Raw genomic sequence first — 21660 nt, forward strand, 5'->3', positions numbered from 1 at the left:
CTTCACGGTTTGCTCAGGTCTACCAACGGTGTTTGCCGAACCTCGGTTTTTTGACCGTTCTGGATCGCATCGATGCGCTTGAGCGCCTTATCCACAGCGCCTTTGTCTGCCAACAGGCTGTAGTGGATCTGGAATTGCTTGTGCTCTTTCGGCGCGATCGTGGGCACCAGGCCCAGGGGGCGCTGATACCGGCGGTTATAGGAAAAACTGGTGCCTGGCTCCAGCCCGGTCACGTAGCCCTGGCCTTGGGTATCGGTGTTTTTCCACAGGGAGAACACGGGCAGCGTGCGGGTGTTGAAGCCCACCGACACACCGAGGCTGCCGGCCTTGTTGTGCAGCACGGTGAGGGTGTCGCCCTTGGCGTCGGCGTAGGGCACGACGTTATAGACGGTTTCGTCGTAATCCTTGGTCGGGCCCCGGTAGGTTTGCCAATCGCCCAAGTCGCCCTTGGCCTTGTCGTTGAACGGCGAGACCTGCTTGACCGGGGCCGCGAAACGGGCTCCCTGTTCCAGGAAAGGCGTGCTGAAATTGCTGTGGTAGAGCGCTTGGTATTCCTTCGGATAGTCGCCGTTGTTGGTGAGTGTGTCGCTGAGCGCGAATGTCACGCTGCCGGGCTCGGTGACCAGTTCGGTCTGTACCGAGAAATCGACTTTCTTGAACGCCTGCTCCTTCAACTCGCCCCGCAGGGTGATGGCGTAGGGCGGCTTTTCATCGATGTGCAAGGTGACTTTGTTGGCCGGAATATTCGCGGCGCGGCCATGCAGGGTCAGCAGCTCGCCATTGTCCATGCCGGGATGGCCGACCCATTCGTAGCCGCAGCGGGTGACCAGTTCATTGAAGCCTTCGAGCCAGCCCAACCCGCCTCGGCCGTTGAGCTCGATGAATGCCGGGTTGACCACTTCCTTGACGGGAGAATCCCAGCCCATGCGCACGTCGCCAACCGATGCCTGCAGCACGTTCATGCCACGGGTCGGAACGACTGAAAGTTTCAGGGTGCCGTTGTCGATATCGACCACGCTGACGCCCTCCTGCCGGCCGCCATGCAGGGTGCGCATCGTCACGGAAAAGGGCTTGTCGGTCTTCACACCGAGTTGCTGGCTGGTGATTTGCCAGGGTTGGGCGGCTTTATCGGTATCCAGCAGGACGTAATCCCAAGCCATCGCATGGGACGCAGCACCCAGGGCGCCAAGGGTAACGAGGAGTTTGAGCGGAGTCATGGACGTGACCTTTTATTGGAGTTGTGCGGTTTTTATAGACTTGAAGAAACGTTTCAGCAAGCTTAAAAACAGCAATTTTCTTAAAAAGGGAGGGATCATAAGAATGGGGCTTTTGCGGGAGCGGGCTTGCTCGCGATGACGTCAGCCTGGGCAACCCAGAACCCGTGGCGAGGGAGCAAGCTCTCTCGCCACAGGAGATGGATAGGCTTGAGGTTCAGTGGTGGGCTGAAAGGACTGTGGGGAATGCTTGCGATGGCGGTGGGTCATCTGGCAGAAATCTGGCTGGAAAGCCGCCTTCGCGAGCAGGCTCGCTCCCACACAAATCTCGGGGGAGCTTGCTCGCGCTGGTTACAGAGGCCTCAGCGGAACCGATCAACCTCTTGGCGCAGGTCCTGGGCCAGTTTTTCCAGTTCCTTGGCGGTGAGGGCCAGGTTCGAGACCACTTGGCGCTGTTCGCTGTTGGCCATGGCGATGCTCTGCAGGTTGCTGCTGAGCAGGGTCGCGGTGCTGCTTTGTTCCTGGGTGGCGGTGGTGATCGCCGCGAATTGCTGGCCAGCCGAGCGGCTCTGCTCATCGATGCGCGCCAGGGCCGAGGCCACGTTGGCGTTGCGCGACAGGCCTTCCTGCATCAGCAGGTTGCCCTGCTCCATCGTGCTGATGGCATTGCCGGTTTCCTGCTGGATGCTGTTGATCATGCTGGAAATTTCGTCAGTGGCCTGGCGAGTGCGGGACGCCAGGCTGCGGACCTCATCGGCCACCACGGCGAAACCGCGGCCCTGCTCGCCGGCGCGGGCGGCTTCGATGGCGGCGTTCAAGGCCAGCAGGTTGGTCTGCTCGGCAATCGAGGTGATGACGCCCACGATGCCACCGATTTCCTGGGAACGCTGGCCCAGGGTATTGATGACCGAAGCGGTGCTGTTCAGCGCGCCGGCAATTTGCTCCAGGGACGACGACGCTTCGTCCATCGAGGTCCGGCCAATACGAGTTTGCTGGGCATTCTCCTGGGCGAGGCGTTCGGTGTTGCCCATGTTGTCGGCAATGTTCAAGGAGGTCGCGCTGAACTCTTCCACCGCGCCGGCCATGCTGGTGATCTCGCCGGACTGCTGCTCCATGCCTTCGTACGCCCCGCTGGACAACCCGGACAGGGCCTGGGCGCGGCTGTTGACCTCCTGGGAGGCCTTGCGGATGTGCTCGACCATGGTCGACAGGGCCTGGCTCATCTGGTTGAAGGCGCGGGCCAACTGACCGATCTCGTCGTGGCTCGATACGTTCAGGCGCACGCTCAGGTCGCCAGCGCCCAAGGCTTCGGCCTGGCGTACCAGATCCCCCAGCGGTGCCAGTTTGCTGCGCAACAGCCACATCGCTGCGCCAACCGCCAGCAACATTGCCAGCAGGCTACCGATCGCCAGTTGCGTACCGACATTCCAGGTCACTGCGTTGATTTCGGTTTTCGGCATGCTCGCCACGACCGACCACGGCCCGCCCTCGAACGGCACGGCAACGCTGTAGAACGCTTCCGCGGTGTCGTCCCAGAACGCCCCCTTGCCCGGCTTTTTGATCAAGCCCGTGATGGCCGCGGTCGCGTTGTCCAGCGCCTGTACGCCAGCGGGCGGCACCAGCCATTTGTTTTGCTCGTCCAGCAGCGCCAGGGAACCGGTCTGGCCGATGCGGAAGCGCTTGAGGTTTTCGAACTGCGCGTTCTGCGCATCGGTGTAGTCGAAGCCTACGTACAACACGGCGATGATCTTGCCGCCGCTGTCGCGCACGGGTGTGTACTGCGACATGTAGAAGCGTCCGAAAAGCAGGGCCCGGCCGATGTAGCTTTGCCCGCTGATCACCGGGCCGTAGGCCGGGCCAGCGCGGTCGAGCACGGTACCGATGGCCCGCGTACCGTCCTGTTTGCTGACCGAGGTACTGACGCGGATGAAATCGTCGCCGCTGCGCACAAAAACCGTGGCCACCCCGGCGGTCATCGCTTTGAAGTCGTCCACTTCCATGAAATTGTTGTTCAACACTTCGCTGCCCAGGTTCAAGCCCGGGGTTTGCACGCCGGCCACTGTCACCGGCTGGTCCGGATGCACGCTCAGGCCCGCGCTGAAGCGCTTCTCGAACAGACCGGCCAAACGCTGGGTGCTCTCGCGCAAGGTGCTGTGGAAGGTATTGAGCTGATCGGCCATCAGGCGCGCTTCGCTGGCCAAGTGCTCTTCACGGGTGGCAAGGTTGGCGGCGTCCAGCGAACGCAAGGCGAAGACGGTACTGCCGGAGATCACGACCGCCAGTATCACGGCAAGGGCAAGGCCTAGCTGTGAGGCGATCCGGGCGCGGGGTTGAGACATGATGGCTCCTGGCCGAGAGACCGGATCATCCTGATCACGTCGCACGCTCGGCATTTTATTCGGGTGAGGTGTAAGTAGGCCCTTTCTGAACGAGGGTTCTATCTTCACGGATTCGGCGGCAAAGCCAAATACTTGAGCGGTTCGGACGGATTAATGCCAAGTGGCTAGCACGTCAACTGCAACGTTTCAGCCCAGACGCTGCACATCGGGCAATTGCATGGCCTTGACCTCGCCTTGGAGAAAGTCGCTGAGCCGGCGCAAACGTTCACCTCCCGGCCGGGTTTTCGGCCAGACCAGGTAATAGTGTTCACCGCTGGCGACAGCCGTCGGCCACGGCAGGCTCAGGCGCCCTTGAGCAACGTCCTCGGCCACCATCAGCAGGTCGCCCATGGACACCCCATAGCCGCGCGCCGCCGCGATCATACCCAGCTCCAGGGTATCGAACACCTGCCCGCCCTTGAGCGAGACCTTGTCGGAAAGCCCCATGCGTTGCAGCCAGTTGCGCCAGTCCCGGCGATCCGGGGTCGGGTGCAGCAATTCAGCATTGGCCAACCGCGCCACATCCCAAGGCTGATCGTTCAACAGGTTCGGCGCGCCCACCGGAATCAACTCCTCGGGGAACAGCAAACTGGCCTCCCAGTCCGCCGGAAAATGCCCGTTACTCAGCAATACGGCGCAATCGAAGGGCTCGACATTGAAGTCCACCGAATCGATGTCCATCCAGGCACTGGTCAGTTGCACCTCGTTGCCCGGCTGCAGATGCCGAAAACGGCTCAGGCGCGCCAACAGCCAGCGCATGGTCAACGTGGACGGCGCTTTCATGCGCAGGATGCCGTCTTCGCCATGCAAGGTGTGGCAGGCCCGCTCCAGCGCCATGAAACCCTCACGCACGCCGGGCAACAACAACCGCGCCGCCTCGGTCAATTGCAGGTTGCGGCCACTGCGCTGGAACAGCCGACAGGCAAAGTGATCTTCCAGCGTGCGAATGTGCCGGCTGACAGCGCTCTGGGTGATCGACAGCTCTTCGGCGGCCCGGGTGAACGAGCTGTAGCGCGCCGCGGCTTCGAATGCCCGCAGCGCATAAAGCGGAGGAAGACGACGAGACATCGCAAAAGCTCCATGGCGTGGTTTGCAAACCCTACCAGAAACCCATCCAGCATGAGTTTTAATCATGCCAGCGATCTTTTTTATCCTTTTGTGCAATCCGCCAGGAGCGCCGAGAATCGTCGCTTTACTGCCTTGTTTGAACATGGAGCGTGATGATCATGCGGCATCCTGTGCGTACCGAACTCTGGGCCATCCTCCGGCTGGCGGGGCCGTTGATTGCCTCGCAGTTGGCGCACATGCTGATGGTGCTCACCGACACGGTGATGATGGCGCGCCTGAGCCCCGAAGCCCTCGCCGGTGGCGGGCTCGGGGCGGCCACCTATTCGTTCGTGTCGATCTTCTGCATCGGCGTGATCGCTGCGGTGGGCACCCTGGTCGCGATCCGCCAGGGCGCAGGCGATGTCGAGGGCGCCACCCGGCTGACCCAGGCCGGATTATGGCTGGCCTGGTTGATGGCGCTGATGGCCGGGTTGCTGCTGTGGAACCTCAAGCCGGTACTGCTGATGTTCGGCCAGACCGAAACCAACGTGCTGTCCGCCGGGCAATTCCTGCTCGCGCTGCCGTTCGCCCTGCCCGGCTACCTGAGCTTCATGGCCCTGCGCGGCTTCACCAGTGCCATCGGCCGGGCCACGCCGGTCATGGTGATCAGCCTGGGTGGCACGGTGGCCAACTTCCTGCTCAACTACGCGCTCATCACCGGCATGTTCGGCCTGCCGAAGCTCGGCTTGATGGGCATCGGCCTGGTCACGGCCATCGTCGCCAACTGCATGGCCCTGGCGCTGGCCTGGCACATTCATCGGCACCCGGCCTATCGCGCCTATCCGCTGCTTGATGGGCTGTCGCGGCCCAATCGCCAGTACCTCAAGGAACTGTGGCGCCTGGGCCTGCCGATTGGCGGCACCTACGCGGTGGAAGTCGGGCTGTTCGCATTCGCCGCCCTGTGCATGGGCACCATGGGCAGCACGCCGTTGGCGGCCCACCAGATCGCCCTGCAAATCGTCTCGGTGGCGTTCATGGTGCCGGCGGGGATGTCCTACGCCATCACCATGCGCATCGGCCAGCACTACGGTGCCGGGCAATTGCTGATGGCGCGCCTGGCCGGGCGGGTCGGGATCGGCTTTGGCGCGGCCGCAATGCTGGCGTTCGCCATGGTGTTCTGGTTGCTGCCGCATCAACTGATCGGCCTGTTCCTGGACCACGACGACCCGGCGTTCCGCGACGTGATCAACCTGGCCGTGAGCCTGTTGGCGGTGGCGGCGTGGTTCGAGCTGTTCGACGGCACGCAAACCATCGCCATGGGCTGCATCCGCGGGCTCAAGGACGCCAAGACCACTTTCCTGGTGGGCCTGGGTTGCTATTGGCTGATCGGTGCGCCGGCGGCATGGTGGATGGCGTTTCACCTGACCTGGGGGCCGACCGGTGTCTGGTGGGGCCTGGCCCTGGGGCTGGCCTGCGCGGCCGTGAGCCTGACGCTGGCATTTGAATGGAAGATGAAGCGGATGATCAGGCGTGAACCCGGGAAACCGGCTTTCGAGATCGTTCAAACTGAATGAGCTTCCCTTGTGGGAGCGAGCCTGCTCGCGATGACGGTGTGTCAGTCAATATAGCTGTCGACTGGTCTACCGCTATCGCGAGCAGGCTCGCTCCCACAGGAGTTTGTATTAGCTCATTTCCAGTGTGGACTGCTGATCACCCTCGAACGTCAAGTACTCCACCAACTCCGGCAACGGCAGCGGCTTGCTGATCAGGAAGCCCTGCACCTGGTCGCAACCGAAACCGCGTAGCAGGTCCAGTTGTTCCTGGGTCTCCACCCCTTCGGCCACCACCTCCAGGTTGAGGTTGTGGGCCAGGTTGATCATGGCGTGTACCAGCTTGCGGTTCTCTTCGCGCTGCTCCATGCCGCCGACGAAGCTCTTGTCGATCTTGAGCAAGGCGATCGGCAGGCTGTTGAGGTGCACGAACGAGGAGAAGCCGGTGCCGAAGTCATCCAGGGAGAAGCGCACCCCCAGGCGGCCGAGGGCATCCATGGTCTGCTTGACCAGTTCGCTGCGGCGCATGACGGCAGTTTCGGTGAGTTCGAACTCCAGCCATTGCGCTTCGACACCTCGCTCGGCAATCAGCCGGCTCAAGGTCGGCAGCAACTGGCTGTCCTGAAACTGCCGGAAGGACAGGTTGACCGCCATGTGCAACGGCGCCAGCCCCCGCTCGCGCAGGGCCTGCATGTCCCGCAGCGCCCGGGAAATCACCCAGTAGCCCAGCGGCACGATCAGGCCGCTCTGTTCGGCCAGCGGCACGAACTCACTCGGCGGCAGCAAGCCACGCTCGCCGTGACGCCAGCGCACCAGAGCTTCGAGACCCACGATATGGCCGCCATCGAGGTTCAGCCGCGGCTGGTAATGCAGCTCCATTTCGTCGCGGCGCAGTGCCCGGCGCAGTTCGCTTTCCAGGTCGGCGAGGCTGCGGGCATTGCGATTAATGCGTTCGTTGAAGATATGAAAGGTGCAGCCCTGGGTGCTCTTGGCCTGCTGCATGGCGATGTGGGCGTGCCACATCAGCGGATCGGCGCCGGCCTGGGCGCGGGCATGGGCGACGCCCAGGCTGCAGCCGATCAGCAGGCTTTCACCGTCCACCCAATAGGGCTCGGCCAAGGCTTCGGTGATACGTTCGGCCATCCATTCGGCCCGCTGCGGGGCGCGGCGGGTGTCGATCAGCAAGGCGAATTCGTCGCTGCCCAGGCGCGCCAATTGATCGCCGGCCTCCAGCGAGCCCTTGAGCCGCGACACCACTTGCAGGATCAAGCGGTCACCGGCCTGGTGGCCGAGGGCGTCGTTGGCGTGGCGAAAGTTGTCCAGGTCCAGGTGACCGAGCGCCAGGCCACGGCCGTCATTTTCCGCCAGGCGCGCCGCCAGCAAGGTCTGGAAGCCCTGGCGATTGGCGATGCCTGTCAGCGGGTCCTGTTCAGCGAGGCGCTGCAAGGTGTTTTCCAGCACGCCGCGTTCGCGCACATGGCGCAGGCAACGACGCAGGGTCGCACTGTCGAGCACATCGCGCACCAGCCAGTCGCTGACGCCGTCGGGGGCAATCGCTGGCTCGTGTTCAAGCAAGAGGATGGTCGGCAGGCTGCAACGGCCCGGCGCCGGCTGCAACGCCGTCACCGTCAGCAACACCGCATTGCGATTGTCTTCGAACAGGCTGCTGACCGACTCCCAGCTCGGGGCGCTGATCAATACGACCGAGGCACCCAGGGGCACCAGGCACTCGCGCAATATTGCTGACCACTCAGGCTCTTGGGCCAATAACAGCAAACGCAAGGGTTCGACAGGCGTTGACAAGCTGACTCCCTAGACTCTGCAAGGTGGTAGGCGCCGGGCATTATGACCTGCCGATGGGCAATGACCAATGCCAATGGTTCTCAAATACGCGCTTTCGGTGGTTTTTTCCGCTCGAAACGCTACGCGGGACTCAATTGGCTCCACATCCTGCGTGAAAGTGACAAAAGCGGCAAATGACAATCCTGTGTGCGTCACAAGTCGGACAGAGCAGCACAATTCTCTGAGCCTGTTAAAATGCCGGCCCATTTCGCAAACGACTCCCTGAACCCTGTCATGTCCCGACTCAATCCCCGGCAGCAAGAAGCCGTGAACTATGTCGGCGGCCCTCTTTTGGTGCTCGCCGGTGCAGGCTCCGGCAAGACCAGCGTGATCACCCGCAAGATCGCGCACCTGATCCAGAATTGTGGCATCCGCGCCCAGTACATCGTCGCCATGACCTTCACCAACAAGGCCGCCCGGGAAATGAAAGAGCGGGTCGGCGGCCTGCTGCGCGCCGGCGAAGGGCGCGGCTTGACGGTCTGTACCTTCCACAACCTGGGCCTGAACATCATCCGCAAGGAACACGCGCGGCTGGGCTACAAACCGGGCTTCTCGATTTTCGACGAGACCGACGTCAAGGCCCTGATGACCGACATCATGCAGAAGGAATATTCGGGCGACGACGGCGTGGATGAGATCAAGAACATGATCGGCGCCTGGAAAAACGACCTGATCCTGCCGCCCGAGGCCTTGGAGAATGCTCGCAATCCCAAGGAACAGACCGCCGCCATCGTCTACACCCACTATCAACGCACGCTCAAGGCGTTCAACGCGGTGGACTTCGACGACCTGATCCTGTTGCCGGTCAAGCTGTTCCAGGAACACGCCGACATTCTCGAAAAATGGCAGAACAAGGTCCGCTACCTGCTGGTGGACGAATACCAGGACACCAACGCCAGCCAGTATTTGCTGGTGAAACTACTGATCGGCAAGCGCAACCAGTTCACCGTGGTGGGCGACGACGACCAGTCGATCTACGCCTGGCGCGGCGCGCGGCCGGAAAACCTGATGCTGCTCAAGGAAGACTACCCGTCGCTCAAAGTGGTGATGCTGGAGCAGAACTACCGCTCCACCAGCCGCATCCTGCGCTGCGCCAACGTGCTGATTTCCAACAACCCCCACGAGTTCGAAAAGCAACTGTGGAGCGAGATGGGCCACGGCGACGAGATCCGCGTGATCCGTTGCCGCAACGAAGACGCCGAAGCCGAGCGCGTGGCCATGGAAATTCTCAGCCTGCACCTGCGCACGGACCGGCCGTACAGCGACTTTGCGATCCTGTACCGCGGCAACTACCAGGCCAAGCTGATCGAGCTGAAACTGCAGCATCACCAGGTTCCCTATCGCCTGTCGGGGGGCAACAGCTTTTTCGGACGCCAGGAAGTGAAGGACCTGATGGCCTACTTCCGCCTGATCGTGAACCCGGACGACGACAACGCCTTCCTGCGGGTGATCAACGTGCCGCGCCGGGAAATCGGTTCGACCACCTTGGAAAAACTCGGCAACTACGCCACCGAACGCAAAATCTCGATGTACGCCGCCACCGATGAGATCGGCCTGGGCGAGCACCTGGACAGCCGCTTCACCGACCGCCTGGCGCGCTTCAAACGCTTCATGGACAAGGTCCGCGAGCAATGCGCTGGCGAAGATCCGATCTCGGCGCTGCGCAGCATGGTGATGGACATCGATTACGAGAACTGGCTGCGCACCAACAGCTCCAGCGACAAGGCTGCCGACTACCGCATGAGCAACGTCTGGTTCCTGATCGAGGCGTTGAAAAACACCTTGGAAAAAGACGAAGACGGCGACATGACGGTCGAGGACGCCATCGGCAAACTCGTGCTGCGGGACATGCTCGAGCGCCAGCAGGAAGAGGAAGAAGGTGCCGAGGGCGTGCAGATGATGACGTTGCATGCCTCCAAGGGCCTGGAGTTTCCCTACGTGTTCATCATGGGCATGGAAGAAGAAATCCTCCCGCACCGTTCCAGCATCGAGGCCGACACTATCGAAGAGGAACGGCGCCTGGCCTATGTCGGTATCACCCGGGCACGCCAGACGCTGGCCTTCACCTTCGCCGCCAAGCGCAAGCAATACGGCGAAGTGATCGACTGCGCCCCCAGTCGCTTTCTCGATGAACTGCCGCCGGACGACCTGGCCTGGGAAGGCAACGACGACACGCCGACGGAAGTCAAAGTCGTTCGCGGCAACAGTGCCCTGGCGGATATACGCGCGATGTTAAAGCGCTAGAATTGACCACTTTTTACCGACTTCAGGCGCTCACGCGCCATCAGAGGAGGCTTCATGGAAGCCCTGCACCAGAAAATCCGCGAGCTAGGCATCGTGCTGTCCGACCAGGTCCTGAAGGTTGATGCATTTCTCAACCACCAGATCGACCCGCAGTTGATGAAGCTGATCGGCGACGAATTCGCCGCGCTGTTCAAGGATTCGGGCATCACCAAGATCGTCACCATCGAAGCCTCGGGCATTGCTCCGGCGATCATGACCGGGCTGAACCTTGGCGTGCCGGTGATCTTCGCCCGCAAGCAACAGTCCCTGACCCTGACGGAGAACCTGCTGTCGGCCACCGTGTATTCGTTCACCAAGAAGACCGAAAGCACCGTCGCCATTAGCCCGCGCCACCTGACCAGCAGTGATCGGGTGTTGATCATCGATGACTTCCTGGCCAACGGCAAAGCCTCCCAGGCGCTGATTTCCATCATCAAGCAGGCCGGCGCTACCGTCGCCGGGCTGGGGATCGTGATCGAGAAGTCATTCCAGGGCGGCCGTGCGGAACTGGATGCCCAGGGTTATCGTGTTGAGTCGTTGGCCCGGGTGCAGTCGCTGGCAGGTGGGGTCGTGACTTTCATCGACTGACCCAGTGCCCCCACAGGGGATTTAGGTTGGTTGTTGTTGCGCAGTCGCCTTGAGCCCCGCCAGCAGCAACCGCTGGCCTACCTCCTCCTTCAGCCCCTCAGGGCTCGTCAGCTGCATCCGCTCCAGATGCCCGGCAAACTCCCACGGCTCCGGCGCATCGAGGGCGGCTTTGCCCAACTCCAGGATCTCGGTGAGCTTGAACTTGCTCTTGAGCCAGTTCAGCGCCCGCAACAGATCCCGCTCGACCCCATCGAAATCGCAGCCCAGCGGGTATTCGGGAAACAGGTTCGGATGGCGCGCCTGGATAGCCTGCAAACGCTCCGAGGTGTTGTCGGCGAACCGTGGATCGAGACGGAAATCCTTCGGCAGCTTGCCGGCACTTTGCGCCAGCTCGATCAGCCCGGGCTGGAAGCGAGAATCGCTGATGTTCAGCAACGCCTCGATCACCGCGGCGTCGGTTTTGCCGCGCAGGTCGGCGATGCCGTATTCGGTCACCACGATGTCGCGCAGGTGTCGGGGAATCGTGCAGTGGCCGTACTCCCAGACGATGTTCGAGCTGATCTCGCCGCCGGCCTCACGCCAACTGCGCAGCAGCAGGATCGAGCGCCCGCCCTCCAGGGCATGGCCCTGGGCAACGAAATTGTATTGCCCGCCCACACCGCTGAGCACCCGTCCGTTTTCCAACTGGTCGGCCACCCCGGCCCCCATCAGGGTCATGGTGAAGACCGTGTTGATGAATCGTGCATCGAGTCGCTGCAGGCGCTTGAGCTGTTCCTGGCCGTACAGCTCGTTGATGTAACTGATGCGTGTCATGTTGAATTCGCGCAGACGGCTTTGCGGCAATTCGCGCAGGCGCTCGTAAAAACTGCGCGGGCCGAGGAAAAATCCGCCGTGTATGCAGATGCCGTCGGGTTGCGCCGCCTCGTCGAGGGTCCCGGCGTTCACCCGCTCCTGGGTCGGCTCGTCGGGGTAGACCTTGCGCCGGATGATCCCGGCCTCGGCCAGCACCAGCAAACCGTTGACGAACATTTCACTGCAACCGTACAGCCCTTTGGCAAACGGCTCGACCCCGCCCTCGCGCTCGATCAGTTGCGCCCACTGGCTAAGGTTCAGGTCCGCCAGCAACGCTTGGTAACCGGCGTTATCGGCCTGGCGCGCCAGCAATGCCGCGGTCAAGGCATCGCCCATGGAGCCGATGCCGATCTGCAGCGTTCCGCCGTCGCGCACCAACGTACTGGCGTGCAGGCCAATCAAATGGTCCTGGAAGCCCACCGGCATGTTCGGCGTGGAGAACAACGTGTGGCTGTCCTTCTCGTCGATCAACAGGTCGAAAGCGTCGATGCCGATTTCCGCGTCGCCCGGCATGTAGGGCAAATCGTTGTGCACCTGGCCGACCAGCAGAATGGTTTCCCCGGCCGCCCGACGCTTGGCGATCATCGGCAGCAGGTCGAGGGTGATGTCTGGGTTGCAGCTCAGGCTCAGGCGATCCGGGTGCGCCGGGTCGCTCGCCACCAACTGCGCCACCAGGTTCAAGCCGGCGGCATTGATGTCCCGGGCCGCGTGGCTGTAGTTGCTGCTGACGTAGTCCTGCTGGGCCGACGCACTGTGCAGCAGGCTGCCGGGCTGCATGAAGAACTGCTCGACGCGGATGTTTGCCGGCAAGCTGTCCCGGTGCAGATCGGCCAGGTAATCCAGCTCGGGATAATCACCGAAGACTCGCTCGACAAAGGGTTCTAGGAAGCGCTTCTGCAAACCGTCGCCCAGGTTCGGCCGGCCCAGGCTCAGGGCGGTGTAGATCGTCAGCTGTCGCTCGGGCAGTTGTGCGATGCGCCGGTACAGCGCGTTGGCGAACAGGTTGGGTTTGCCCAGCCCCAGGGGCATGCCGAGGTGAATATGCGCAGGCAGGCGCTCAAGCACGTCGTCCACCGCCTGTTCGATTGAACACAACTGCACCATCGGACCCTCCAGGACATTCCATGAATGTGGGTTGGACCGAGCTTGCCGGGTCTTGGTTGCGATGAACAGCCCCGAAAAAAACCAGGCGCAAAAAAGCCGCTCGTAAGCGGCTTTTTTGTGAAAGATGTTGGCGTATTACAGGCCAGACATCTCTTTGATGGCGCCCTTGAGGTCGTCATCGGAGCAGTCGGCGCAGGTGCCTTTAGGCGGCATGGCGTTGACGCCAGTGATGGCCTTGGCCAGGATGCCGTCGAGACCGCCCTGGTGGTCGGCGCGCTCTTTCCAGGCAGCCTTGTCACCGATTTTCGGCGCGCCCAGCAGGCCGGTGCCATGGCAAGCGTTGCAATGTTTGGCAATGATATCTTTTGGCGCCTTGGCACCACCAGCGCCACCCGCCGAAGCCACGACTTCCATACCCTTGCATTCCTTGCCCTGGACGCAAACCTGGCCGACGGGTTCAAGGCGCTTGGCGATTTCGTCGTTCGGCGCCGCTTGAGCGCTCGCAGCCCATAGGGCCAATACGGTTGCTGGTGCAGCCAGCATTTTCATAATTAGGTTCACGCGTACACCCTCAATGGTGGCTAGTCACGCCTGCGGCCACGGTTTGCAGGCGGGCGCAAGTATAGCGGTAAGCCTGTCACTCTGAAACAACCCCAAAGTCGCAAGGGTCTTGTTTGTCATGACAGTCCAACAGGTGGGCGCCTTTGCCACGCGGGCCTGGCGCCTCTTCGTCTAGAAATTGGCCGGTGTGGCTGCGCTGATCAGTCGCGCCGGCACATCGAACGGATTACGGAAACGGTGCGGCTTGGTGCTTTCGAAATAGTAGCTGTCGCCAGCCTCGAGCACGAAGGTTTCGGCGCCGACCACCAATTCCAGCCGCCCTTCCACCAGGATCCCGGTTTCTTCGCCCTCATGAGTGAGCATCTCTTCGCCAGTGTCAGCACCCGGTGGATAGATTTCGTTGAGGAAGGCAATCGCCCGGCTCGGGTGCGCCCTGCCCACCAGCTTCATGGTCACGGCGCCGTCGGAGATGTCGATCAGTTCGTTGGCTTTGTAGACGATCTGGGTCGGTTTCTCCTGAAGGATCTCTTCGGAGAAAAACTCGACCATGGACATGGGAATCCCGCCAAGGACCTTACGCAGCGAGCTGATCGAGGGGCTGACGCTGTTCTTCTCGATCATCGAAATAGTGCTGTTGGTGACGCCCGCGCGCTTGGCGAGTTCACGCTGGGAAAGGCCTTTGAGTTTACGAATGGATTGCAGTCGTTCACCGACGTCCAATGCTGGAGCCTCCAGGGAATCAGGTTGTGTGGAAAGTGAGCGTTATCATGGCGACAGCGTTCAGTATTTACAACACTTTGACCCGAATCCTGTGCGGTGAAGCGACTTTCGGTAGGTCGCGCTTGCTGTCAGGCCCCGGAATAGAGCCGTGGCACCCGCCGCAGGTTACAGAAAATCTGGTAGGGAATCGTGTCGGCGGCCTTGGCGACGTCGCTGGCGAGGATATGCTTGCCCCACAACTCCACCGTCGAGCCGAGCCCGGCCTGGGGGACATGGGTCAAGTCGACAGCCAGCATGTCCATCGACACCCGCCCGACCAACTGGCTGCGCTGCCCCTCCACCAGCACCGGCGTACCGGTGGGGGCCTGGCGTGGGTAGCCGTCGGCATAACCCATGGCGACCACGCCAACCCGGGTCGGTTGCGTGGTGACGAAGCGGGCGCCATAGCCCACCGGCTCGCCAGCGGGCAATTCGCGCACGCTGATGATCTTCGATTCCAGAGTCATTACCGGTTGCAGACGCGAAGCGACGGTGTTGGGCTCGTTGAAGGGCGTTGCGCCGTAGAGCATGATGCCCGGGCGTACCCAGTCGCTGGGTATCTGCGGCCAGCCCAGCACGGCCGGTGAGTTGCGCAGGCTGATCTGCGCCACCAGGCCCTGGCGGGCTTTGTCGAATATCGCCAGTTGCTCGGTGCTGCTGGGATCGTGCAGTTCATCGGCACGGGCGAAGTGGCTCATCAAGACAATCTTCGCCACGTTGCCGCTGGCGAGCAGGCGACGGTAGGCCGCCTGGTAATCCGCCGGATGCAGGCCGACCCGATGCATACCGGAATCGAGCTTGAGCCAGACGCTGATCGGCTGGCTCAACGCAGCTTTTTCAATTGCTTCGAGCTGCCACAACGAATGCACCACGCACCAGAAATCGTGTTCGACGATCAGCGGCAACTCATCGGCTTCGAAAAAACCTTCCAACAGCAGGATCGGCCCACGGATCCCGCCGGCCCGCAGTTCCAAGGCTTCTTCGATGCAGGCCACGGCGAACCCGTCCGCCATGTCCTGCAGCGCCTCGGCGCACCGCACCGCGCCGTGCCCGTAGGCATCGGCCTTGATCACCGCAAGGGCCTTGGCCCCCGTGACTTCGCGGGCCAATTGGTAGTTGTGACGCAGGGCTTGGAGATCGATCAGGGCACGGGCAGGACGCATGGCGGCAGGCTTCTAGGCGGTCATGAATAAAAAACCGGCGCGGGCTGACGGCATGAACCACTAGCAGCGCCGGGAGAGGGATCGTTTGGGCCAGGTATTAAGGCAGCGCAGCCACGACGGACAACTCCACCAGGATCTCCGGCTCACACAGCTTGGCCTCTACCGTGGCCCGGGCCGGGGCGACGCCCTTGGGCAACCATTGGTCCCAGACCGCGTTCATGCCTTCGAAGTGGGCGTCGATGTCCTTCAGGTAGATCGTTACCGACAACAGCCGCGTCTTGTCGGTCCCGGACAGGTCCAGCAAGCGCTCGATATTGGCCAGGCATTCGCGGGTCTGCTGTTCAATACCGGCGTTCATGTCGTCGCCGACCTGCCCGGCCAGGTAAACGGTGCCGTTGTGCACGACAACCTGACTCATGCGGTCATTGGTGAGCTGGCGCTGGATTGACATGTTTTGCAGACTCCTGGTGTTTACTGCCGTAACGGGAAATATCGAGGCCTTCGGCGCTGATCTGCGGCTTTTTCTTGGCCATCAGGTCGGCTAACAGGCGACCGGAGCCACAGGCCATGGTCCATCCGAGAGTGCCGTGGCCGGTGTTCAGGAACAGATTCTTGAAAGGCGTGGCGCCGACGATTGGCGTGCCGTCCGGGGTGGTCGGGCGCAAACCGGTCCAGAAACTGGCCTGGGCCAGATCGCCGCCCTGAGGATAAAGGTCGTTGACGATCATCTCCAGGGTTTCACGCCGACGTGGGTTGAGGGACAGGTCAAAACCGGCGATTTCCGCCATGCCGCCCACCCGGATGCGGTTGTCGAAGCGGGTGATCGCGACCTTGTAGGTTTCGTCGAGAATGGTCGACGTCGGTGCCATTGCCGGGTTGGTGATCGGCACGGTCAGGGAATAACCCTTGAGCGGATACACCGGTGCACGAATCCCCAGGGGCTTGAGCAATTGCGGCGAGTAGCTGCCCAGGGCAAGTACATAGCGGTCGGCGGTTTCCAGCTTGCCGTCGATCCAGACACCGTTGATGCGATCACCGGCGAAGTCCAGGCGCTGGATGTCCTGGCCAAAGCGGAATTGCACACCCAGCTTCACCGCCATTTCCGCCAGGCGCGTGGTAAACATCTGACAATCGCCGGTCTGGTCGTTAGGCAGGCGCAAGGCGCCGGCCAGGATGTCGGTGACATTGGCCAGGGCCGGCTCGACCCGGGCAATGCCTTCGCGGTCGAGCACTTCGAACGGTACGCCGGACTCTTTCAATACGGCGATGTCCTTCGTCGCGCCATCGAGCTGGGCCTGGGTGCGGAACAACTGCGTAGTCCCGAGGCTACGGCCTTCGTAGGCAATGCCGGTTTCAGCGCGCAGTTCGTCGAGGCAGTCACGGCTGTACTCGGACAGGCGCACCATGCGCTCCTTGTTGATGGCATAGCGACTGGCGGTGCAGTTGCGCAGCATTTGCGCCATCCACAGGTACTGATCAACGTCGGCGGTGGCCTTGATCGCCAATGGCGCATGCCGTTGCAGCAGCCATTTGATGGCCTTGAGCGGCACGCCCGGCGCGGCCCACGGCGAGGCATAACCCGGCGACACCTGGCCGGCGTTGGCGAAACTGGTTTCCATGGCAGGCGCTGGCTGACGGTCGACCACCACCACTTCAAACCCGGCACGGGCCAGATAATAAGCACTGACGGTACCGATGACGCCGCTACCCAAGACCAGAACGCGCATGTTGAAGCCCTCATCGCGGCTGAACCGCTGACGTTTGTTGTACATAGCTTTGATGGGCGCAGTGTAAAAAAGATCAGCCAGTGCTTTTCACTATATAAACACCTATATTTGGCGAGAATTCTCGGCAAAACCCCTTTTCATGGAGGCGCATCACCTGTGCGTACCAACACCCAGACCAAACGCGAGCTGGACAAGATCGACCGCAATATCCTGCGCATTCTCCAGGCGGACGGACGAATCTCCTTCACCGAGCTGGGGGAAAAGGTCGGCCTCTCCACCACGCCCTGTACCGAGCGGGTACGGCGCCTGGAGCGCGAAGGCATCATCATGGGCTACAACGCCCGACTCAATCCGCAGCACTTGAAGGGCAGCCTGCTGGTGTTTGTCGAAATCAGCCTCGACTACAAATCCGGCGACACCTTCGAAGAATTCCGACGCGCCGTGCTGAAATTGCCCCATGTGCTGGAATGTCACCTGGTGTCAGGGGATTTCGACTATCTGGTGAAGGCGCGGATTTCCGAGATGGCGTCGTACCGCAAGCTGCTGGGGGACATCCTGCTCAAGTTGCCCCATGTGCGCGAATCCAAGAGCTACATCGTGATGGAAGAAGTGAAAGAGAGCTTGAACCTGCCGATTCCGGATTGATGACTGCCTCCAGGCAAGGACTGTTGATCGTTGATCGTTCCCACGCTCCGCGTGGGAATGCAGCCTGGGACGCTCTGCGTCCCCCAAGAGCCGAACGCGGAGCGTCCGTAAAGGCATTCCCACGCGGAGCGTGGGAACGATCTCATTAGACTAAGACCTGCCGAGTGCTGGCCATGTACTCATGAATCTGCTTCTCGACCCGCGGATGAATCAGCTCCACCGGCCGCCGGCCATTGGGACACGGCAAGGTCGCCGTGGTGCCGAACAGCCGGCAGATCAGCGGTCGCTCGTCGTAGACGGTGCAACCGTTGGGCCCCAGGTGCACGCAGTCCAAGGCTTCCATGGCCGCGTCCTGTTCGGCGCGAGTCTTGCGGGGTAAGCGGGCCATTTCCTCGGGCGAGGTGGTGACCGGACCGCAGCAGTCATGGCAGCCCGGTACGCACTCGAACGAGGGAATCTGCTGGCGTAGCGTGCGAATTTTTTGACTGTTGCAGCTCATCGAGACGGTTACCGAGAAGGACTGTCCGGGATTTTGCCTTAAAAGCCGCAGGCCAGACAGCGCCAACCGACCGGTGTTGCCCAGGGAGGAATCTCCGGCTTATGCTCCGTAAAATTTCTCAAACACAATAATCAGGATTACGCACATGAACGCCCGTGTTCAGCAACCTGTCCCGAACCACGCGCACGCCGCCTCTTACTACGCCGCCAGCAGCCTGCCGCAACCGGACCATCCGGTGTTACAGGGTGAGTTGCGAGTGGACGTCTGCGTCGTCGGCGGCGGGTTCTCCGGGTTGAACACGGCGATCGAACTGGCCGAACGCGGCATGAGCGTGGTGCTGCTGGAAGCGCACCGGATCGGCTGGGGCGCCAGCGGGCGCAACGGCGGCCAATTGATCCGTGGCGTCGGCCATGGCCTCGACCAGTTCGCCCCGATCATCGGCACCGACGGCGTGCGCCAGATGAAACTCATGGGCCTTGAGGCGGTGGAAATCGTCCGGCAACGCGTTGAGCGTTTCCGGATTCCGTGCGATCTCACCTGGGGCTACTGCGACCTCGCCAACAAACCCAGCGACCTGGAAGGCTTCGCCGAAGACGCCGAAGAATTGCGCAGCCTGGGTTATCGCCACCCGACCCGACTGCTGCAAGCCGACGAAATGCACAGCGTCGTGGGTTCGGATCGCTACGTCGGCGGGTTGATCGACATGGGTTCAGGCCATCTGCACCCACTGAACCTGGCCTTGGGCGAAGCCGCCGCCGCGCAGCAACTGGGGGTCCGGCTGTTCGAGCAATCAGCGGTCACGCGTATCGACTACGGCCCTGAAGTGAAGGTGCACACCCAACAGGGCTCGGTCCGCGCCAAGACGCTGGTACTGGGCTGTAACGCCTACCTCAATGGACTCAATCCGCAACTCGGCGGCAAAGTCTTGCCGGCCGGAAGCTACATCATCGCCACCGAGCCCCTGAGCCAGGCCCAGGCCCAGGCACTGTTGCCGCAGAACATGGCGGTCTGCGACCAGCGTGTAGCGCTGGATTACTACCGGCTTTCGGCGGATCGACGCTTGTTGTTTGGCGGGGCTTGTCATTATTCCGGCCGCGACCCGCAGGACATTGGCGCCTACATGCGTCCAAAGATGCTCAAGGTGTTCCCGCAACTGGGGGATGTGAAAATCGATTATCAATGGGGCGGGATGATTGGCATCGGTGCCAACCGTTTGCCGCAGATCGGCCGGCTCAAGGATCAACCCAATGTGTATTACGCCCAGGCCTATTCCGGCCACGGGGTGAATGCCACGCACCTGGCCGGCAAATTGTTGGCCGAAGCCATCAGCGGGCAGCACGGCAGCGGTTTCGACCTGTTCGCCCAGGTCCCGCACATGACCTTCCCGGGTGGCAAGCATTTGCGCTCACCGCTGTTGGCGCTGGGGATGTTGTGGCATCGGTTGAAAGAATTGGTCTAACCAAAAACCGTGGCGAGGGAGCTTGCTCCCGCTCGGTTGCGCAGCGACCGCAAAATCTAAGGGTTGCTACGCAACCCAGCGGGAGCAAGCTCCCTCGCCACAGGGATTGTGCTGGGTTCTTTATCGCTTCAAAGCCGCCAGAACGGCTTGAGCCCCTCCTCCCGCGCCTGCTCCCGGCTCAGCCCGACGTCACGCAACTGTTCGGGTGTAAGTTCCAACAAGGCCTTGCGTGTATGCAGACGATGCCAGAACAGGGCCCAGCGACTCAGGCCGGACGGTGCATTGCGCAACGTCGCGCTGCGCAGCCCTTTCTCCTGCCCTGCCGCCAGTTCCTGACTGTGTAACGTCAGCCGCACATCGCTCAAGCCGTTCATTTTGATCGCTCCTGTTTACTTGGGTAGCCAGAGGTTTCATGATGCGCGGACGGCTAAAAGCAATACAGATTCAAACAATTTCTTTTATAAGCATACAGATTCGGTATTTCCGACACTGAATCGTCATTTTCCAACCCAACTGTATTGGTTGCAGTTGTCCATCTCATCGGGAGCGCACCATGACCCTCTACGTGAACCTCGCCGAACTGCTTGGCACCCGCATCGAACAGGGCTTCTACCGCCCCGGCGACCGGCTGCCGTCGGTGCGGGCATTGAGCACGGAACACGGAGTCAGTTTGAGTACGGTGCAGCAGGCTTATCGTGTGTTGGAGGACAGTGGGCTGGCGATGCCCAGACCCAAGTCCGGTTATTTCGTACCCGTGAGCCGCGAATTGCCGGACCTGCCGGTGGTAGGCCGTCCGGCCCAGCGCCCTGTGGATATTTCCCAGTGGGACCAGGTGCTGGAGCTGATACGCGCCGTACCGCGCCCGGACGTGGTGCAACTGGGACGCGGCATGCCGGATATCAATTCGCCGACCATGAAACCGCTGCTGCGCAGCCTGGCGCAGATCAGCCGTCGACAAGACATGCCCGGCCTGTATTACGACAACATCTACGGCAACCTTGCATTGCGCGAGCAGATCGCCCGGCTATCGCTGGACTCTGGCTGCCAATTGGGCCCCAACGATTTAATCGTCACCACCGGCTGTCACGAAGCCCTGTCGGTCAGCATCCGCGCCACCTGCGAACAAGGCGACATCGTCGCGGTGGATTCACCCAGCTTTCACGGGGCCATGCAAACCCTCAAGGGCCTGGGCATGAAGGCTTTGGAAATCCCCACCGACCCGCTCACCGGCATCAGCCTGGATGCACTGGAACTGGCCCTGGAGCAATGGCCCATCAAGGCCATACAGTTGACCCCCAGCTGCAATAACCCGCTGGGCTACATCATGCCCGACGCCAACAAACGCGCGCTGCTGAACCTGGCACAGCGCTTCGACGTGGCGATTATCGAAGATGATGTGTATGGGGAATTGGCCTACACATACCCGCGCCCACGCACCATCAAGTCCTTCGATGAAGATGGCCGCGTCCTGCTCTGCAGTTCGTTTTCCAAGACCCTGGCGCCCGGCCTGCGCATTGGCTGGGTCGCGCCGGGTCGGTATCTGGAGCGGGTGCTGCACATGAAATACATCAGCACCGGTTCTACCGCGCCACAGCCGCAGATCGCCATCGCCGAATTTCTCAAGGGCGGGCATTTCGAACCCCATTTGCGGCGGATGCGTACGCAATACCAGCGCAATCGCGACGTGATGATCGACTGGGTCAGCCGCTACTTTCCCTCGGGCACCCGTGCCAGCCGCCCGCGGGGCAGTTTCATGCTGTGGATCGAATTGCCCGACGGCTTCGACACACTGAAGCTCAATCGGGTCCTGTTGGACCAAGGCGTACAGGTCGCCGTCGGCAGCATTTTTTCGGCATCGGGCAAGTACCGCAACTGCCTGCGGATGAACTACGCTGCCAAGCCAACGGCCCAGATCGAAGAAGCCGTGCGCAAAGTCGGCGCGGCCGCCATCGCGTTGTTGAACGAAACCCAGCGCCACGTCGTCTGAAC

The 21660-nt window shown here is 61.7% G+C and carries 18 protein-coding genes and 1 pseudogene; 6 read left to right on the forward strand and 13 right to left on the reverse strand.

From position 1 onward, the window contains the following. Window positions 1–2 precede the first annotated feature (2 nt). From AD659_RS26980 to AD659_RS26990, 4 genes and pseudogenes are all read right to left on the reverse strand, one after another. The gene (locus tag AD659_RS26980) at window positions 3–1217 is read right to left on the reverse strand and encodes an aldose 1-epimerase family protein (protein ID WP_053126513.1); all 1215 of its coding nucleotides are present in this window, start codon (window positions 1215–1217) and stop codon (window positions 3–5) included. A gap of 359 nt (window positions 1218–1576) precedes the next feature. Next, window positions 1577–2437, reverse strand: a complete 861-nt coding sequence (locus AD659_RS30605) for a methyl-accepting chemotaxis protein (RefSeq protein WP_408003329.1) — start codon at window positions 2435–2437, stop codon at window positions 1577–1579. Between the two features lie 42 nt (window positions 2438–2479). Beyond that, window positions 2480–3607, reverse strand: a pseudogene (locus AD659_RS30610) (Cache 3/Cache 2 fusion domain-containing protein); the annotation flags it as partial. A 132-nt stretch (window positions 3608–3739) separates the two neighbouring features. Next, window positions 3740–4660 (reverse strand): LysR substrate-binding domain-containing protein, encoded by a 921-nt coding sequence (locus tag AD659_RS26990; RefSeq protein WP_053126516.1) that lies wholly within the window; start codon window positions 4658–4660, stop codon window positions 3740–3742. Between the two features lie 158 nt (window positions 4661–4818). Here AD659_RS26990 and AD659_RS26995 point away from each other — a divergent pair, with 158 nt between their 5' ends. Continuing rightward, window positions 4819–6213 (forward strand): NorM family multidrug efflux MATE transporter, encoded by a 1395-nt coding sequence (locus AD659_RS26995; protein WP_053127121.1) that lies wholly within the window; start codon window positions 4819–4821, stop codon window positions 6211–6213. A gap of 108 nt (window positions 6214–6321) precedes the next feature. Here AD659_RS26995 and AD659_RS27000 read toward each other — a convergent pair whose 3' ends face one another. Further along, window positions 6322–7992, reverse strand: coding sequence for a putative bifunctional diguanylate cyclase/phosphodiesterase (locus tag AD659_RS27000; RefSeq protein ID WP_053126517.1), 1671 nt, complete (start codon window positions 7990–7992; stop codon window positions 6322–6324). A 273-nt stretch (window positions 7993–8265) separates the two neighbouring features. On the opposite strand from AD659_RS27000, the gene rep reads away from it, so the two are divergent. Next, entirely contained in the window at window positions 8266–10275 is a 2010-nt protein-coding gene (rep, locus tag AD659_RS27005; protein WP_053127122.1) for a DNA helicase Rep, read from the forward strand. Between the two features lie 54 nt (window positions 10276–10329). Beyond that, a complete protein-coding gene (locus AD659_RS27010) occupies window positions 10330–10902 on the forward strand; it encodes a xanthine phosphoribosyltransferase (protein WP_053126518.1) in 573 nt (190 codons plus the stop codon). Between the two features lie 21 nt (window positions 10903–10923). Here the strand turns inward: AD659_RS27010 and AD659_RS27015 are convergent, their stop codons facing one another. The 6 genes from AD659_RS27015 to dadA form a co-directional block, all read right to left on the reverse strand. Continuing rightward, entirely contained in the window at window positions 10924–12858 is a 1935-nt protein-coding gene (locus AD659_RS27015; protein WP_053126519.1) for an acetyl-CoA hydrolase/transferase C-terminal domain-containing protein, read from the reverse strand. A gap of 135 nt (window positions 12859–12993) precedes the next feature. Beyond that, on the reverse strand, window positions 12994–13407 hold the full coding sequence (locus AD659_RS27020; protein WP_053126521.1) for a c-type cytochrome: 414 nt from the start codon (window positions 13405–13407) through the stop codon (window positions 12994–12996). 183 nt (window positions 13408–13590) lie between these two features. Further along, on the reverse strand, window positions 13591–14139 hold the full coding sequence (locus tag AD659_RS27025) for a cupin domain-containing protein (RefSeq protein WP_053126523.1): 549 nt from the start codon (window positions 14137–14139) through the stop codon (window positions 13591–13593). Window positions 14140–14267: 128 nt separating this feature from the next. Continuing rightward, window positions 14268–15341: an alanine racemase gene (gene alr, locus AD659_RS27030; RefSeq protein ID WP_053126525.1), complete on the reverse strand. Its 1074-nt coding sequence runs from the start codon at window positions 15339–15341 to the stop codon at window positions 14268–14270. 97 nt (window positions 15342–15438) lie between these two features. Next, window positions 15439–15792 carry a RidA family protein gene (locus AD659_RS27035; RefSeq protein ID WP_053126527.1) on the reverse strand — a complete coding sequence of 118 codons (354 nt, stop codon included), beginning with the start codon at window positions 15790–15792 and terminating at the stop codon, window positions 15439–15441. After that, window positions 15764–17068 carry a D-amino acid dehydrogenase gene (dadA, locus tag AD659_RS27040; protein WP_053127124.1) on the reverse strand — a complete coding sequence of 435 codons (1305 nt, stop codon included), beginning with the start codon at window positions 17066–17068 and terminating at the stop codon, window positions 15764–15766. Before dadA ends, AD659_RS27035 begins: the two co-directional genes overlap by 29 nt. 156 nt (window positions 17069–17224) lie before the next feature. Here dadA and AD659_RS27045 point away from each other — a divergent pair, with 156 nt between their 5' ends. Further along, window positions 17225–17713 (forward strand): Lrp/AsnC ligand binding domain-containing protein, encoded by a 489-nt coding sequence (locus AD659_RS27045; RefSeq protein ID WP_003206849.1) that lies wholly within the window; start codon window positions 17225–17227, stop codon window positions 17711–17713. A 145-nt stretch (window positions 17714–17858) separates the two neighbouring features. Here the strand turns inward: AD659_RS27045 and AD659_RS27050 are convergent, their stop codons facing one another. Next, window positions 17859–18212 (reverse strand): YkgJ family cysteine cluster protein, encoded by a 354-nt coding sequence (locus tag AD659_RS27050; RefSeq protein WP_003206850.1) that lies wholly within the window; start codon window positions 18210–18212, stop codon window positions 17859–17861. 145 nt (window positions 18213–18357) lie between these two features. Here AD659_RS27050 and AD659_RS27055 point away from each other — a divergent pair, with 145 nt between their 5' ends. Next, window positions 18358–19671: an NAD(P)/FAD-dependent oxidoreductase gene (locus tag AD659_RS27055; protein ID WP_053126529.1), complete on the forward strand. Its 1314-nt coding sequence runs from the start codon at window positions 18358–18360 to the stop codon at window positions 19669–19671. Window positions 19672–19799: 128 nt separating this feature from the next. Here the strand turns inward: AD659_RS27055 and AD659_RS27060 are convergent, their stop codons facing one another. Further along, entirely contained in the window at window positions 19800–20045 is a 246-nt protein-coding gene (locus AD659_RS27060) for a DUF1127 domain-containing protein (RefSeq protein ID WP_053126531.1), read from the reverse strand. A gap of 179 nt (window positions 20046–20224) precedes the next feature. Here AD659_RS27060 and AD659_RS27065 point away from each other — a divergent pair, with 179 nt between their 5' ends. Next, window positions 20225–21658, forward strand: coding sequence for an aminotransferase-like domain-containing protein (locus tag AD659_RS27065; RefSeq protein ID WP_053126533.1), 1434 nt, complete (start codon window positions 20225–20227; stop codon window positions 21656–21658). The last annotated feature ends 2 nt before the right edge of the window (window positions 21659–21660 follow it).

It is taken from the genome of Pseudomonas thivervalensis, assembly GCF_001269655.1.
GTDB lineage: Bacteria > Pseudomonadota > Gammaproteobacteria > Pseudomonadales > Pseudomonadaceae > Aquipseudomonas > Aquipseudomonas thivervalensis.

Coding starts and splice junctions, on each gene's coding strand:
- dadA (WP_053127124.1), bottom strand. CDS start 17,068: ATGCGCGTTCTGGTCTTGGGTAGCGGCGTCATCGGTACCGTCAGTGCT.
- AD659_RS26990 (WP_053126516.1), bottom strand. CDS start 4,660: ATGTCTCGTCGTCTTCCTCCGCTTTATGCGCTGCGGGCATTCGAAGCC.
- AD659_RS27015 (WP_053126519.1), bottom strand. CDS start 12,858: ATGGTGCAGTTGTGTTCAATCGAACAGGCGGTGGACGACGTGCTTGAG.
- AD659_RS26995 (WP_053127121.1), top strand. CDS start 4,819: ATGCGGCATCCTGTGCGTACCGAACTCTGGGCCATCCTCCGGCTGGCG.
- rep (WP_053127122.1), top strand. CDS start 8,266: ATGTCCCGACTCAATCCCCGGCAGCAAGAAGCCGTGAACTATGTCGGC.
- AD659_RS30605 (WP_408003329.1), bottom strand. CDS start 2,437: ATGAGCCAGGCCCTGTCGACCATGGTCGAGCACATCCGCAAGGCCTCC.
- AD659_RS26980 (WP_053126513.1), bottom strand. CDS start 1,217: ATGACTCCGCTCAAACTCCTCGTTACCCTTGGCGCCCTGGGTGCTGCG.
- alr (WP_053126525.1), bottom strand. CDS start 15,341: ATGCGTCCTGCCCGTGCCCTGATCGATCTCCAAGCCCTGCGTCACAAC.
- AD659_RS27065 (WP_053126533.1), top strand. CDS start 20,225: ATGACCCTCTACGTGAACCTCGCCGAACTGCTTGGCACCCGCATCGAA.
- AD659_RS27010 (WP_053126518.1), top strand. CDS start 10,330: ATGGAAGCCCTGCACCAGAAAATCCGCGAGCTAGGCATCGTGCTGTCC.
- AD659_RS27020 (WP_053126521.1), bottom strand. CDS start 13,407: ATGAAAATGCTGGCTGCACCAGCAACCGTATTGGCCCTATGGGCTGCG.
- AD659_RS27055 (WP_053126529.1), top strand. CDS start 18,358: ATGAACGCCCGTGTTCAGCAACCTGTCCCGAACCACGCGCACGCCGCC.
- AD659_RS27035 (WP_053126527.1), bottom strand. CDS start 15,792: ATGTCAATCCAGCGCCAGCTCACCAATGACCGCATGAGTCAGGTTGTC.
- AD659_RS27050 (WP_003206850.1), bottom strand. CDS start 18,212: ATGAGCTGCAACAGTCAAAAAATTCGCACGCTACGCCAGCAGATTCCC.
- AD659_RS27060 (WP_053126531.1), bottom strand. CDS start 20,045: ATGAACGGCTTGAGCGATGTGCGGCTGACGTTACACAGTCAGGAACTG.